The following is a 14,833-nucleotide window of genomic DNA, read 5'->3' on the forward strand; positions in this document are numbered from 1 at the left end:
AATCTGTACAATTTTCTCTATTTACCCTCGCAAACTATCCAAACTAGATTTTAACGTAGCGATTTTTGCCTCTGCATCTGCCTGCTTTTTTCGTTCGTTTGCAATCACTTGCTCGGGAGCATTGTTTACGAAACGCTCATTTTGTAGTTTTTTATGTACAGATTTCAAAAAACCTTCGGTGTAGGATAATTCTTCTGTAAGTTTCTTAATTTCTTCTTCAACATTAATCGCACCAGAAACGGGAATAAAATATTCATTTGATTTTATTCTAAAAGAAATAGCACCTTCTACTTTCTCGGTTACATAATTTAATGAAGAAAGATTTCCTAATTTCTGAATAATCGAATCGAAAGTCATATTGAACTCTTCGCTATTCAAAATAGATAAGTCGATTGTTTCTTTAAACGGAATATTTTTTTGTTTCCGTATCGTACGAATACCTGAAATTATCGCTGCAGCATTCTCAAATTCTTCAATAAGATGATTGTGAATAGCATCAGTTTTTGGCCAATCTGACACAATTAATGCCTCATCTTCTTTTCTATCTGCTATTTGCTGCCATATTTCTTCAGAAATAAAAGGTACAAAGGGGTGAAGAATCTTCAGATTATTTTCAAGAATTGTAATAACATCACCATAGGTCTTATGATCTATAGGATTACCGTATGAAGGTTTAACCATTTCTAATAACCAACTACAAAAATCATCCCAGATTAATTTATAGGTAGCCATTAACGCATCACTCATACGATATTTGCTATAATGGTCTTCTAGAATCAATAATACTTGTCGAAATTTAGATTGATACCATTGTATCGCCACTTTAGAAGATTGGGGTTGTTCAATATCGGTAGCAACTTCCCAACCTAAAATCAATCGAGATGCATTAAAAATTTTATTCACAAAAGCGCTACCCTGCTTACATAAGTCTTCATCAAACATTAAATCATTACCAGCAGGAGAACTGAGCAACATCCCTACTCTAATACCATCAGCACCGTATTGGCTAATTAAATCTAAAGGATCAGGAGAGTTGCCTAATGATTTAGACATTTTACGGCGTTGCTTATCCCTAACGATTCCGGTTAAATACACATGGGTAAAAGGTTTTTCTCCTCTATATTCATAGCCCGCAATGATCATTCGAGCCACCCAGAAAAACAATATTTCTGGTGCAGTCACAAGATCATTTGTAGGATAATAATAGTTTATCTCTTTATTGTTGGGCTCGAGAATACCGTTAAAAACACTTATTGGCCATAACCAGGAAGAAAACCATGTATCCAGAGCATCTTCGTCTTGAATTAGGTCCTGGTCAGTTAATGAAGTATTGCCTGTTTTTTCTTTTGCCAACGTTAGCGCTTCTGCCCTACTTGCAGCTACTACAAAATCTTCTTTTCCATCGCCGTAATAATATGCAGGAATTTGATGTCCCCACCATAACTGGCGAGAAATATTCCAATCCCTTACATTTTCCATCCAATGGCGATAGGTGTTTATAAATTTTTCAGGAACTAAATGAATCTCTTTATCCAAAACAGCATCTAGAGCAGGTTTTGCCAACTCTTTCATCTTCAAAAACCATTGATCACTTAATTTGGGTTCGATAATAGCTTTGGTGCGTTCACTAGTACCTACCTTATTCATATGGTCTTCAGTTTTTACCAAAGCTCCTATGGATTCTAATTCTTTTATAATTTCTTTACGCACTATAAATCTATCTTTCCCTTCATAATGAAGTCCGAAACTATTTAAAGTTGCATCATCATTAAAGATATCGATAACGTCTAAATTATGTTTATCACCCAGTTCTTTGTCATTAAGATCATGTGCCGGAGTTACTTTAAGGCATCCGGTACCAAATTCTAGATCTACATACTCGTCTTCAATTATTGGGATTACTCGACCAACGATAGGCACTATCGCCTTTTTTCCTTTTAAATGGTTAAATCGATCATCATTGGGGTGAATACAAATTGCAGTATCGCCCATTATCGTCTCGGGACGTGTGGTGGCAATAGTTAAGGTCTCATCCTCACCTTCAACTTTGTAGGATAAGTAATATAATTTCCCTTGTTTTTCTTCATACACTACCTCTTCATCAGACAGCGTGGTTTTTGCTTCAGGGTCCCAATTAACCATTCGATACCCTCTATAAATACGTCCTTTGTTATATAAGTCCACAAAAACCTTGATTACTGATGATGACAAATTGTCATCCATGGTGAATGCAGTTCGCTCCCAATCACAAGAGGCTCCTAACTTTTTAAGTTGCTCTAGTATAATTCCGCCATGTTTGTGAGTCCAATCCCATGCGTGTTCCAAAAATTGTTCTCGCGACAAGTCTTTTTTATCAATACCCTCGTCTTTGAGTTTGGCCACTACCTTTGCTTCTGTAGCTATAGAAGCATGATCGGTTCCAGGCACCCAGCAAGCATTGTAACCTTTCAGCCTGGCTCTACGAATTAACACATCCTGAATGGTATTATTAAGCATATGCCCCATATGCAAGACTCCTGTTACATTTGGAGGTGGAATAACGATGGTATATGCCTCTCTATCATCTACTTCAGAATGAAAATATCCATTCTTCATCCAGTAGTCATACCATTTTTCTTCTACCGATTTTGCATCATATTTTGCCGCTAAAGCCATACTTTGGTGTAATTTTTGGAAATTGAAAGGCAAAAGTAATTATTAAAGTACGAAGTATAAAGTTCGGGTGTTAGAAATTGTAATATTTCAATCTAAACCAAGGATTATGGGCTAAATATGTATGCCATGTACGCACAAAAATAGTGAGATAGTATACTTAGAACTTCTAGTTGTCGCCTACACTTCATACATCGCTTTTTGGTCGAAATTTTGAAGTTGAATAAAAAGTAGTACTTTTACAACCAACAAAAACCTACGTTATGAAAAAAATAATGATGATTCTATGTTTTGGATTTTTGGGTACAATGATACAAGCTCAAGATGCTAAAGCGAAAATAGAATTTAAAACCGAAGTTATCGATTATGGCGAAATAGCCAAAGGTAGTAATGGTATACGTCAATTTGAATTTACGAATACCGGGGATGCGCCGTTAACCATTTCAAGAGTATATTCTAGTTGTGGTTGCACTATTCCCAAAAAACCCGAAAACCCTATCGCACCGGGAGCAACCGGAGTTATAGAAGTAAAGTATGATACGAAAAGGGTGGGGCCTATTCGTAAGACTATTACAGTGTACTCTAACGCTGAACAAGCAACGAAAGCTATTAAAATAAAAGGAACGGTGCTTGACAAAAGTGTTTTAGAAAAGAAAAATTAATATGCGTACAATTACAATTTACAATCGGGATTACGAGTTCGTAATCCCGATTTTTTTTTGACCTAGCAAACTACTTTAAGGGTAAGCCTGGGGAATAATAAACCGCCCCGAGACAGAGCTGTTGGGATATCAGAATCAAGAACGTTTCGCTTCGATAATCAAGAAACTAGATCATCTTTTTGTCTCGGCTCTTGGTTTTAAAAGTATTATCATCTATTGGCTACGCTCAGGGCAGAGCCTCAGGGAAATTCTATTGATTAAACGCATTGATAATGCTCGTCAAATAACTTTTTTCAAAAAGAAGGTGTATTTTAATTCGATTCCCAATCGCTTTATGGTCATTCTAATTTTTTTACCCTCTTCAAAATAAAATAAATCATTAAGTTGTGATAATTTATACTGATACGCTTTCTTACCGTTAACTTCTAAAATTAAATCCCCTCGTTGTAACCCGACCAAGTCTGCGGGCGAATTAGGTCTCACATCAGAAATTTCATATTTAGGACGCAAAATGTAATTTGACAATTCTAATGTTTTCTCATTCACTACTCGATTAATACCCAAATAGACTCTATTTCTTTCTGTAGCCTTATAAACTACATTTTCATTATCATTTTTAATATTCGGGTCGGGCTCAATAGCATTGTAACCTACATGCTGAATAGTAAGACCGCTCATATTGTAATAAAATGGCTTATTGAAAAAGCTATTTTTTTTAAATGTAATTTGCTGATTCGGATAATCAATTGTTAAATTAAACCTTCGCAATACATTTCCACCCAAAGAACCTTCTCTTTTATCTAATGCTATACCTTGAATATATTTAGAATCGGGAAAAGCAGTGGTGACATTATTCAATACAAAATTACCAATATGTAGTTCGCTTATTTTTGATCTAGAACCATAAATATCTCCGTTAAACCCTTTCCCTAAGAAATCGGGGAAAGATGATTTAGGAATCGTAATTCCCTTTTTCTGGTCTTCAAATAACCATAAAGAAGAACCTGACCCAGAATCCAATAATAATCTTAAATCTCGCAGGGTATCTCCGGCTTTATATTGAGCAGTTAAAATCGGCCGTTTGTTTTGTTGACTGAAATTGATGTTTGTACGATAACATTTATCACATTTTTTGTAAGTATACTGGTCAGGAGTATTGATTTTTATTACTTTTTTGGTATAGTTGATGTCGAAAATAAAGTCCTTAAAAAAATCATATCCTATAATACCATGAATAGGAAAACCCATTCTAGGCGAAAAATTTATGGATTCATCAAAAACCAAAAACACACTATGCCGGGCACTTACCGCATCACCAATTTTTAATGTGTTATCCAAAGATTTAATTGCCTCTACTGGAGCTTCGTCTCCGAGTCCGCGAAGATAAATTTTGGTCGCATTCTTAAGCTCGAGAGATTCTTTGTTATCAATACTAAAAATTATAGTCGAACCTACACCCGTATCTAGTATAAACGAAAGTTCTACCCCGTTAAGTTCTACAGGAATAATGATGAGATTATTAGCGAGTTCGAATTTAATTTTATCATTTTTCTTATTCAATGGTAATGTAAAACGGGATTGCGAAAAAGTAGATAGACCAACGATCCAGAATATTACAAATAGTACACCCTTGCAAAAACGGTTAATCATTACGAAAATATCTCTTATAAAACCGAGGTAATGGTAGTTATCTGATGATTTTAAGCGCACGTCTAATCGCGTACTATTTACATCTTGATTATCGGGTAAAATGACCTTCATCACATTAAATATAGGAAAATAGTTAAAAAATCATTCTAATATGGGCTCTATTTCTTAATTATTTTAAGAAATTTACCCCTGTTTACTTTAAAAGATAAAACAATGCCTGTAGTATCCAGCAAAGGTAGAGCAATGCCCGAATCACCTATTCGAAAGTTAGTCCCCTTTGCAGAAAAAGCAATTAAAGAAGGTAAGCATATCTATCGCCTTAATATAGGTCAGCCTGATATTAAAACACCGATAGCGGCCATAGAAGCGGTGCGAAATAGTAAATTAGAGATCTTAGCATACAGCCATTCAGCAGGTTTTCTAAGTCTTAGAGAAAAACTAGTAACGTACTATACTAAACATGACATCGCTGTCTCCTCAAAAGATATTTTGGTAACCACCGGAGGTAGCGAGGCCTTACTCTTTACTATGGGAAGTATTACCGATCCAGGTGACGAGATTATAGTACCAGAACCTTTTTACGCAAATTATTACAGCTTTTCAACACAGTCTACTGTAAACGTTGTTCCTGTAATTTCTAGAATAGAAAATAACTTCGCGTTACCCGCTATTACAGAATTTGAAAAACGTATTACTTCCAAAACAAAAGCTATCTTAATTTGCAATCCAGGAAATCCTACAGGGTATCTATATACTAAAAAAGAAATACAGCAACTTGCGATACTGGCAAAGCAATATGATCTGTTTTTAATTTCTGATGAAGTCTATCGCGAATTCGTATACGATGGGTCAAAACATTATTCTATATTACAAGAAAAAGGGTTAGATGAGCACGCTATTGTAGTAGATTCTGTATCCAAAAGATATAGTATGTGTGGCGCACGAGTAGGATGTATAGTGACCAAAAATAAAAACGTTATGCAAACCGCCATGAAATTTGCACAGGCAAGACTAAGCCCCCCTACTCTCGCACAGATAGCTAGTGAGGCTGCACTATCGGCTCCAGAATCCTATTATCGTGATACAATCGCTAAATACAAGATAAGAAGAGACACGCTGGTGGCTGAACTTAAAAAAATCCCTGGAGTAAAGGTAGCTATGCCCAAAGGAGCTTTTTACTGTATTGCCGAGTTGCCCGTTAACAATGCAGAACATTTTACAGAATGGTTATTGGATACATTTCACGTCGACAATGAAACGGTAATGTTGGCACCTGCCTGCGGCTTTTATTCTAGCCCTAACACGGGAATAAACCAGGTACGAATTGCCTATGTATTACATCAAAAAGACCTTAAAAAAGCCGTTCACATTCTTAAATCTGCCTTAGAAAAATATAAAGATCGATGAAGATAGCGCATAATAAGTCTTTAAAAGAATTCAATACTTTTGGAATAGAAGTATTTGCAAATGCATTTATAACTGTTACCAGCGAATCACAACTTCATAAAATTCTGTTGGAAAAAGGGCAAGAAGAGCTATTTATCCTAAGTGGCGGAAGCAATATGCTTCTAACAAAGAATATCGATGCATTGGTATTGCACATGGCGATTCGGGGAATCGCAGTAAAACACGAATCAGAAGATACTGTCGTTGTATCTGCTTACGCAGGAGAAAATTGGCACGATTTTGTGCAATACTGTATTGAGAAAAACTATGGAGGACTTGAGAATTTATCACTCATTCCGGGTTATGTAGGTAGCGCACCGATTCAAAATATTGGCGCCTATGGTGTTGAATTGAAAGATACTTTTGTAAGTTGTGAGGCGTATGAAATTTCAACCGGAAAAAAGCGACTATTCACTAATGACGATTGTAAGTTCGGATATCGAAATTCTATTTTCAAAAATTCAATAAAAGGTCAATATATCATCACCAAAGTGAACTTCAGACTTACTAAAAAAAATCATAAATTAAATACAAGCTACGGAGCTATAGAAACCGCGCTCACCAATGCAGATATTACTTTTCCAACGATTAAAGATATTTCAGAAGCGGTTATACAAATTCGAAAAAGTAAACTTCCAGATCCTGCAGAAATAGGAAATAGTGGTAGTTTTTTCAAGAATCCGGTGGTGCCTCTTCATCACTTCTCAAAAATTAAGAAGCTGTACCCTTCAATTCCGTCCTATGTTGTAGATAAACATACCATTAAAATCCCGGCAGGCTGGTTGATTCAGCAAATCGGTTTTAAAGGAAAACGCTGGGGAGATGCAGGAATCCACGAAAAACAAGCCTTGGTTTTAGTTAATTATAATCAAGCAACCGGCAAAGAAATTCTTGAAGTGGCTAAAAAAATTCAGAATAAAGTTAAAGAAGAATTTGGTATACATCTCGAAACCGAAGTCAATATTATTTAAAACATAGTATTGATTGTCCGTTAGTATACTTAAAATTTAACTGAGAAGTCATCCTGAATTCATTTCAGGATCTCATTACGTTTATTTTCAGTACATCGAGATGAGAAGCTGAAACAAGCCTGTGCTGAACTCGTTTCAGTATTCAACTCGACGCAAACCGTTTAGGTTACATTACAGATATTCGTAAAACAGATTCAAACTTAATTGAAAATCCAAAATAGTATTCAAAAACTATATTCAAGTTGAATACTGAAACGAATAGTGAACAGCAGCTATTTTTTTATTTGATATCCTACATAGACATACATTCTTTGTATCTTTGCAATAACTAATCCCGAATTATGCATTATAAAATCTATTACGGCTTGAAATGCCTTCAAAAACAAACGCTACGCTGTATTTTTCAATTTCACCGTAGCGATGCTATGCTAAAATTGAGAAAACACTTTTTTTTATTGGCATTTCAACCCTCATTACGAAATTCTAATACATAATCCGGGTTAATAGTTCAAATCTTTATGCGATATCTTTGTAGGCTATTGATCGATTATACCAAATTTGCTATAAAATGGCAAAAATGCTATCTAAATTATTGAAGACAAATACAGAAAGATGAAGTAAGCCATAACAGTGGGGATCATACCCACCGATATGATGATATGGCGATTCCATCTGACGACTAAAAAATAAAAATATAAACTGATGAAACTTTTATTACTTACGATAGGCCTATTGTTGCTAGCTTTTGGCGGAATTGCTATAAAACTATGGGCAAAAAAAGACGGAAAATTTGCGGGTACCTGTGCAAGTCAAAGTCCTTTCCTTAATAAAGAAGGTGAATCCTGTTCTCTATGTGGTAAAACACCTGATCAATATGCTAATTGCAACGAAAAAGAACATTCTAATTAGATGCTAAACGTATTAGCTGATCATATTTATTTTGTTGAAAAAAGAAGACCCTAACCTGCTGCAAGAGCACATAAAGAAAGCCAAACAAGGAAATCAAGCCTCTTTTAACTATCTTCTTGACACGTATTGGAATGAAGTGTATTATTTTCAATTAAAAAAAACTCATAATGAGTATGAGGCCGAAGATATTACTATACAAAGCTTTTCGAGAGCTTTCGATAAGATAAATACATTTAAAGAAGACTATAATTTTAAAACCTGGCTCATACAGATTTCTAAAAATCTTCATATTGATTTATTGAGAAAAAAGAATGCTTCTATACATTCTAAAACCACAACTCAAGTTGACGAAACGGTTTACAAGATCATCGATGATAATCCGACACCCGAAGATAAATTAATTACAGAGCAAAATCTAGCTCAATTATTACTGTATATCAAACAATTAAAACCTCCTTATCAAAAGGTCATAAATCTTCGTTATTTTCAAGAATTGAGTTATAAAGAAATTGCGGAACATTTAGACGAATCGATCAATAATGTGAAAGTGAAACTTTTAAGGGCAAAGAAATTATTATCTGAGATTATTACTACTGCTAAAAAGAAAGATTAAGACCTCAAATTAAAAGCAGTAAATCTTTTGATCACACCATAGAGGGGTTCTATCCACTTATCGTGTATTTTTTTATCGTACTTTACAAATTTCTGAACTAATCCCTTGGGTGCAGATATTTCTTTTTCTATAGCGGTAATATTAATATACTTTTGGTTTTTAAGTAACCATTTCTCTACACGCTTTCGATTGTTTTGTCGTACTTTAAGACTTACCAACTCTTCATGCATGATGTTTCTTTTTGTTTGAAAATAACTTTCAAAACACGAAAAAATTTTACATTAACTTAATTTTAACCCAGATTATATATTAGAATTTCGTTGTGAGGGTTAGAATACCACGACAAAGCATCGCTTTGGGCGAGACGTAGCGTTGGAAGTGTTTTCTCAATTTCATCGTAGCACGGGAGACGGTGACATTGAAAAATACAGCGCAGCGTTTGTTTTTGAAGGTATGTCAAGCCGTAATAGATCTTATAATGCGTAATCCGGGTGTAACCTGCTGTTATACCTTTTAGCGGCGCCAAAATAAAATTGTCGTTAAGGAGAATACTAAAACAAGTTATAGATAACCTAATAGATTAAAGCTTTCTTTGTATTTTTGTGAAAAATATTCCTCGAATGGATCAAGATGTTACTACTATAGCACCACCAAAAGGAAAACCCAAATGGTTGAGGGTTAAATTACCTACAGGCAAAAAATACACTGAACTAAGAGGTTTGGTAGATAAATATGATCTACATACGATTTGTACCTCTGGAAGTTGTCCGAATATGGGAGAATGCTGGAGTGAAGGTACTGCTACATTTATGATACTTGGTAATATATGTACTCGATCCTGCGGGTTTTGTGGAGTGAAAACCGGGCGTCCTGAAACTGTAGATTGGGAAGAACCTGAAAAGGTGGCGCGTTCTATAAAAATAATGAAGATAAAACATGCCGTTGTAACTTCTGTAGATCGTGATGACCTAGCCGATGGAGGTTCGATCATCTGGGCAGAAACTATTCAGGCCATTAGAAGAATGAATCCCAATACCACATTAGAAACACTTATTCCGGATTTTCAGGGAAAAACTAAAAATATTGACAGAATCATCGCTGTAAAACCAGAGGTAGTTTCTCATAATATGGAGACTGTAAAAAGGCTTACCAGAGAGGTTAGAATACAGGCAAAATATGAACAAAGTTTGCAAGTACTTAACTACCTAAAAACTAAAGGTATCAATCGTACCAAAAGTGGTATCATGCTTGGCTTGGGAGAAAAAGAGGAAGAAGTAATTCAAACCCTTAAAGATCTGAGAGCGGTAGATCTCGATATCGTTACGATAGGTCAATACTTACAGCCTAGTAAGAAACATCTTCCTGTTAAAGAATTTATTACTCCTGATCAATTCAAAAAATACGAAGAAATCGGCTTGGATATGGGATTCAGACATGTCGAGAGCGGAGCTTTAGTCAGGTCGTCATACAAAGCTCAGAAACACTTGCAATAATCAACTTTCAAATACGATAAGCAATTAATGAGCACACCGGTAAGAATCGCTATAAATGGTTTTGGAAGAATCGGCCGAAATCTTTTTAGACTTTTAATTGATCACCCTCAAATCGAAGTTAAAGCCATAAATGATCTTGCCGATAGCAAAACATTGAAGCACCTCTTAAAATATGATAGCATTCATGGAGTGCTACCCTATGAAGTATGCCATGATGAAAATCATATTATCGTTGAAAATAATCCTGTAATTCTCACAAAGCATAGGGATCCTGAGCACTGTGACTGGAAAAAACTGAATATCGATATTGTAATTGAAGCTACAGGAAAGTTTAAAACCAGAACATTAGCAGAAAAACATTTAAAAGCCGGTGCCAAAAAAGTAATTTTATCTGCTCCTCCATTAGACGAACATATCAAAACTATCGTATTGGGGGTTAATGATCACTGTATAAATGGATCAGAAGATATCTTATCCAATGCCTCATGCACTACAAACAACGCAGCTCCTATGATCAAAGTGGTAAATGATCTCTGCGGTATCGAACAAGCCTATATAACTACTATACACAGTTATACAACCGATCAAAGCTTGCATGATCAACCTCATAGAGATTTAAGGCGTGCCAGAGCGGCAGGACAATCTATTGTTCCTACAACTACGGGAGCTGCAAAAGCACTAACCAAGATTTTTCCTAAGTTAAGTAATGTTATCGGGGGATGTGGTATACGGGTTCCTGTTCCAGACGGGTCGCTTACTGATATTACTTTCAACGTTAAAAAAGAAACCTCAATTCAAGAAATTAATCAGGCTTTTCAGCATGCATCAAATACATATCTGAAAGGCATTCTGGATTATACCGAAGACCCAATCGTTTCTATTGACATCATCGGGAATTCTCATTCGTGTGTATTTGATTCATTGATGACATCGGTAATTGGGAAAATGGTTAAAATCATTGGCTGGTATGACAACGAGATTGGATACAGTCATAGAATAATTGATTTAATTATTAACATTTGTAAGAAATAACTATATTAGTTGAGATTTTTAGAGGAAAAATGCCAACCCCAATTAGAAAGTTTATTCTTATTATTTCATTTGTTTGTTGTTGTTTCGCGTATTCTCAAACGGAAAAAGGAGGAACAAAAGACGAACAAGTAAAAGATTCTATTGAGCATTATTTGCATAAGGCCTCTTTATCAATAGACAAAGCTAAATTAGAACAAGCACTACATAACGCAATAATTGCCAAAGAGATGGCTTTGCAAAATCGTAATTTGTCCTATAGAGCTCAAACCAATACTATACTTGCCAAATTGTATCGAGAGCTTGGCGATCTTGATAAAGCCGAAGAACAAATTCTTGATGCCATAGAGATTCAGAAATCTGACAACGATAAAGCAAAACTTACAAAATCTTATATCATTTATGGTTCGATTGCAACTCAATTAGGCGACTATAAAACTGCACATGAGGTGCTAGAATCGGCTTTGGCACTGTCAAAAACTGAACATATGAAAAGTTTTGAGGGTGTTATAAAGTTAAATTTTGGATTATTAGCTCTGGCTCAAAACCAGCCTGACTTAGCCATTAAGCATTTTAATAGCGGGCTCCCAATTATAGATTCATATGGTCAATCGTATAACAAGGCAAAACTTTACACCAATAAAGCTCGTGCCCAAATAGCGCTTAACCAACCTGAAGAGGCCAAGAAAACAAATGATCTCGCCATGCAAATTGGTAATGATAAAGGATACCTCGAGGTACGATCTGAAAGCTATAAGCTATACAGCGAGATCTATGAACAACAAAAGGAATATTTAACGTCATTAAATAACTTAAAAATTCATCAAAGAATTAAGGACTCACTATTTAATGTGAATAAAGAAATAATTGCACAAGAAGCCGGGGCGAAACTTAATCTGGATCAAAACAATGTGCTTATAGAAGAACTTACTGAAGAAAATATCCAACAACTTAAATCATTAAAATTAGGCAGACTTACTACCATTTTAAGTATTGCGCTTATTACTATTTTATCTCTTTTAACCCTTTCGCTTTATAAAAACAACAATCTACGGGCACGCGCAAACGAGCTATTACAAAATAAAAATACAGAACTTATCCTGGCAAAAGAAAATGCAGAAAGAGCGAGTGAGGCCAAGGTTCAATTTCTCTCAACCATAACTCACGAACTTAGAACTCCGTTATACGCAGTAACCGGTCTTACACATTTGTTATTAGAAGAAAGTCCTACTCCTAATCAGAAAGAGCATTTAAATTCTCTAAAATTCTCAGGAGAATATTTATTGTCTTTAATAAATAATATCTTAGACCTCAATAAACTAGAAGCCAATAAGGTGGAGTTAGAAAATACATCATTTAATCTTAAAAAACGAATCAACGATGTACTTATCGCCCTAGGGAAGTCAGCCAAAGACAGAAACAACAAACTGCACTATGAGTTTGATAATTCTATCCCCGATAAGCTAAAAGGCGACCCTTTAAAAGTATCTCAAATTTTAATCAACCTTATAGGCAATTCTATTAAATTTACACAAAACGGAGATATTTGGATACGTGTCAAACCCATTGAAACTTTAGAAAATAAGATGCTTCTTAGTTTTGAAATTGAAGATAACGGTGTTGGAATCTCAGCAAAAAAACAGCAAACGATTTTTGAAAACTTCACCCAGGGATCCGTTCAAATTAATAGAAAATTTGGAGGCACTGGTCTGGGATTATCTATTGTAAAGAACTTATTGGCCATAATGGGTAGTGAAATAAAATTGGAAAGCTCTTTAGGTAAAGGATCCAAATTCTTATTTGATTTAGAATTTGAGATATTTAAAGATCAGAGTACCGATTATCTTGCCGAAGCCAAAAAGATCAATTATAGCGTTCTTGTAGACAAAAAGATTTTAGTCGTAGAAGACAATAAAATTAATCAATTGATTACCAGAAAAATTTTAGAAAAAAATAAGATTGTCTGTGATGTTGCCGATAACGGAGATATTGCAGTAAGCAAGGCAAAAGAACACTATTTTGACCTTATCCTTATGGATATACATATGCCAGGTATAAGTGGTATAGAAGCTACAAAACAAATACGTGAATTTGACAAAGAAATTCCAATTATTGCACTCACCGCTGTTACCTTAGATGATAATCTAGATGAGTTCTACGACAATGGTTTTAACGATATTATACCCAAACCCTACAAAACCGAAGAATTTTTCACTAAGCTTCACAAAGCGCTAGCAAAAAAACAAACTACCTCTTAGTTATCAACCGTTTGTCAAGCTCAAGATAACAAAGCCTTAGATCGAATCTACTTCCCCAAGTACTGGACTTATCGGTAACTTTACTAAAGGTTGTTCTCTACATATTTAAAAATCCTTGAGTTAAAACCCTCTTTATCTCCAATAAACTGTATTGTTATAGGTTGATACCATAAGTTATTGTGTGAAATGGTGTCTACCAGGCGCATATAGTCTTTTTCAGTAGTTATTATGGTTTCTGCATTTTCAAGCATCTTTAGCTCCGGTGTGGTAAATTCATGATGATCTGCAAAATTAAGATGCGTAAATAACAATCCATAGGATCGATAATAATCCAGTAACGATTTCGGATTAGCAATACCAGTAACCAAAGTAAATGTTCTATTTTTAAAAGTTTCCAAAGATCGCTTACCAGAAACCCCTATCAGCTCTTTACCGTAATTAATTGTAGTAAAAAATAAAGACTGATGAGATTTTATCCTCAATTTTTTTTGTAATCTATTTTTCTCTTGATCAGTAATTCTTACCGGACATTTTGTAACCACAATTACATCTGCACGATTTGCCCCTTGTCTAGGTTCTCTTAAATTCCCCGTAGGCAAAACAATATCATTACAGTATAAATCATAATAAGCGGTGAGCAGCATATACAACCCAGCCTTCACTTTTCTGTGCTGGTAAGCATCGTCTAATAGTATTACATCTGGTTTAGGGTGTAAAGTTCGAAGATTAGTAATTCCGTTTCGTCGATTCTCATCAACACCGACATATACATTAGGAAATTTTCTTTTAAATTGAAGTGGTTCATCTCCAACATCTTTGGCTTCTGATAAAACGTCTACCAAACGAAAACCTTTCGTTTTTCTTTTGTATCCCCGGCTAAGTATAGCTAACTGCGTCTTTTCTTGTAATAAGGTGATCAAATACTCGACCATTGGAGATTTTCCGGTTCCACCTACACTTAAATTTCCGACAGCAAGAACAGGGAAATCATATGCTACCGATTTCTTAATCCCAAGATCATATAGTGTGTTACGCAACCAAGTTACCAAGTAATATATAGGAACAACAGGAAAAAGTATCTTTCGTAAAAACTTCATGCACACAAAAGTATAAAACGTAACTTTGTTTATCTCAAAAAAAACTTTACTTT

Annotated in this window: 12 protein-coding genes; 8 read left to right on the forward strand and 4 right to left on the reverse strand. The window is 35.0% G+C overall.

From position 1 onward, the window contains the following. Positions 1 to 21: 21 nt before the first annotated feature. On the reverse strand, positions 22 to 2,655 hold the full coding sequence (locus J8281_RS01315; RefSeq protein WP_210195782.1) for a valine--tRNA ligase: 2,634 nt from the start codon (positions 2,653 to 2,655) through the stop codon (positions 22 to 24). Positions 2,656 to 2,915: 260 nt separating this feature from the next. Between J8281_RS01315 and J8281_RS01320 the strand changes: the two genes are divergently transcribed. Continuing rightward, entirely contained in the window at positions 2,916 to 3,314 is a 399-nt protein-coding gene (locus J8281_RS01320) for a DUF1573 domain-containing protein (protein WP_210195783.1), read from the forward strand. Between the two features lie 279 nt (positions 3,315 to 3,593). Here the strand turns inward: J8281_RS01320 and J8281_RS01325 are convergent, their stop codons facing one another. Beyond that, positions 3,594 to 5,075: an aspartyl protease family protein gene (locus tag J8281_RS01325; RefSeq protein WP_210195784.1), complete on the reverse strand. Its 1,482-nt coding sequence runs from the start codon at positions 5,073 to 5,075 to the stop codon at positions 3,594 to 3,596. 102 nt (positions 5,076 to 5,177) lie between these two features. On the opposite strand from J8281_RS01325, the gene J8281_RS01330 reads away from it, so the two are divergent. From J8281_RS01330 to J8281_RS01345, 4 genes are all read left to right on the forward strand, one after another. Next, positions 5,178 to 6,371, forward strand: a complete 1,194-nt coding sequence (locus tag J8281_RS01330) for a pyridoxal phosphate-dependent aminotransferase (RefSeq protein WP_210195785.1) — start codon at positions 5,178 to 5,180, stop codon at positions 6,369 to 6,371. Next, positions 6,368 to 7,381, forward strand: a complete 1,014-nt coding sequence (gene murB / locus J8281_RS01335; RefSeq protein WP_210195786.1) for a UDP-N-acetylmuramate dehydrogenase — start codon at positions 6,368 to 6,370, stop codon at positions 7,379 to 7,381. The genes J8281_RS01330 and murB overlap by 4 nt, the downstream gene beginning before the upstream one ends. Positions 7,382 to 8,083: 702 nt before the next feature. Next, positions 8,084 to 8,290: a membrane or secreted protein gene (locus J8281_RS01340; RefSeq protein WP_210195787.1), complete on the forward strand. Its 207-nt coding sequence runs from the start codon at positions 8,084 to 8,086 to the stop codon at positions 8,288 to 8,290. Between the two features lie 34 nt (positions 8,291 to 8,324). Further along, positions 8,325 to 8,903 (forward strand): RNA polymerase sigma factor, encoded by a 579-nt coding sequence (locus J8281_RS01345; RefSeq protein ID WP_210195788.1) that lies wholly within the window; start codon positions 8,325 to 8,327, stop codon positions 8,901 to 8,903. Here J8281_RS01345 and J8281_RS01350 read toward each other — a convergent pair. Continuing rightward, positions 8,900 to 9,133, reverse strand: a complete 234-nt coding sequence (locus J8281_RS01350) for a hypothetical protein (protein WP_210195789.1) — start codon at positions 9,131 to 9,133, stop codon at positions 8,900 to 8,902. The genes J8281_RS01345 and J8281_RS01350 overlap by 4 nt on opposite strands. 390 nt (positions 9,134 to 9,523) lie before the next feature. Between J8281_RS01350 and lipA the strand changes: the two genes are divergently transcribed. From lipA to J8281_RS01365, 3 genes are read left to right on the forward strand one after another with little or no spacing between them, the layout of a single operon-like run. Further along, positions 9,524 to 10,396 carry a lipoyl synthase gene (gene lipA / locus J8281_RS01355; protein WP_210195790.1) on the forward strand — a complete coding sequence of 291 codons (873 nt, stop codon included), beginning with the start codon at positions 9,524 to 9,526 and terminating at the stop codon, positions 10,394 to 10,396. 27 nt (positions 10,397 to 10,423) lie between these two features. Further along, positions 10,424 to 11,428, forward strand: a complete 1,005-nt coding sequence (gene gap / locus J8281_RS01360) for a type I glyceraldehyde-3-phosphate dehydrogenase (protein WP_210195791.1) — start codon at positions 10,424 to 10,426, stop codon at positions 11,426 to 11,428. 29 nt (positions 11,429 to 11,457) lie between these two features. Next, positions 11,458 to 13,683 carry a response regulator gene (locus tag J8281_RS01365; RefSeq protein ID WP_210195792.1) on the forward strand — a complete coding sequence of 742 codons (2,226 nt, stop codon included), beginning with the start codon at positions 11,458 to 11,460 and terminating at the stop codon, positions 13,681 to 13,683. An 83-nt stretch (positions 13,684 to 13,766) separates the two neighbouring features. On the opposite strand, the gene lpxK is transcribed toward J8281_RS01365, so the two are convergent. Then, entirely contained in the window at positions 13,767 to 14,780 is a 1,014-nt protein-coding gene (gene lpxK, locus J8281_RS01370; RefSeq protein WP_210195793.1) for a tetraacyldisaccharide 4'-kinase, read from the reverse strand. Positions 14,781 to 14,833: the final 53 nt, after the last annotated feature.

The organism is Aquimarina sp. U1-2 (assembly GCF_017897595.1).
In the GTDB taxonomy this organism is placed as follows: Bacteria; Bacteroidota; Bacteroidia; order Flavobacteriales; family Flavobacteriaceae; genus Aquimarina.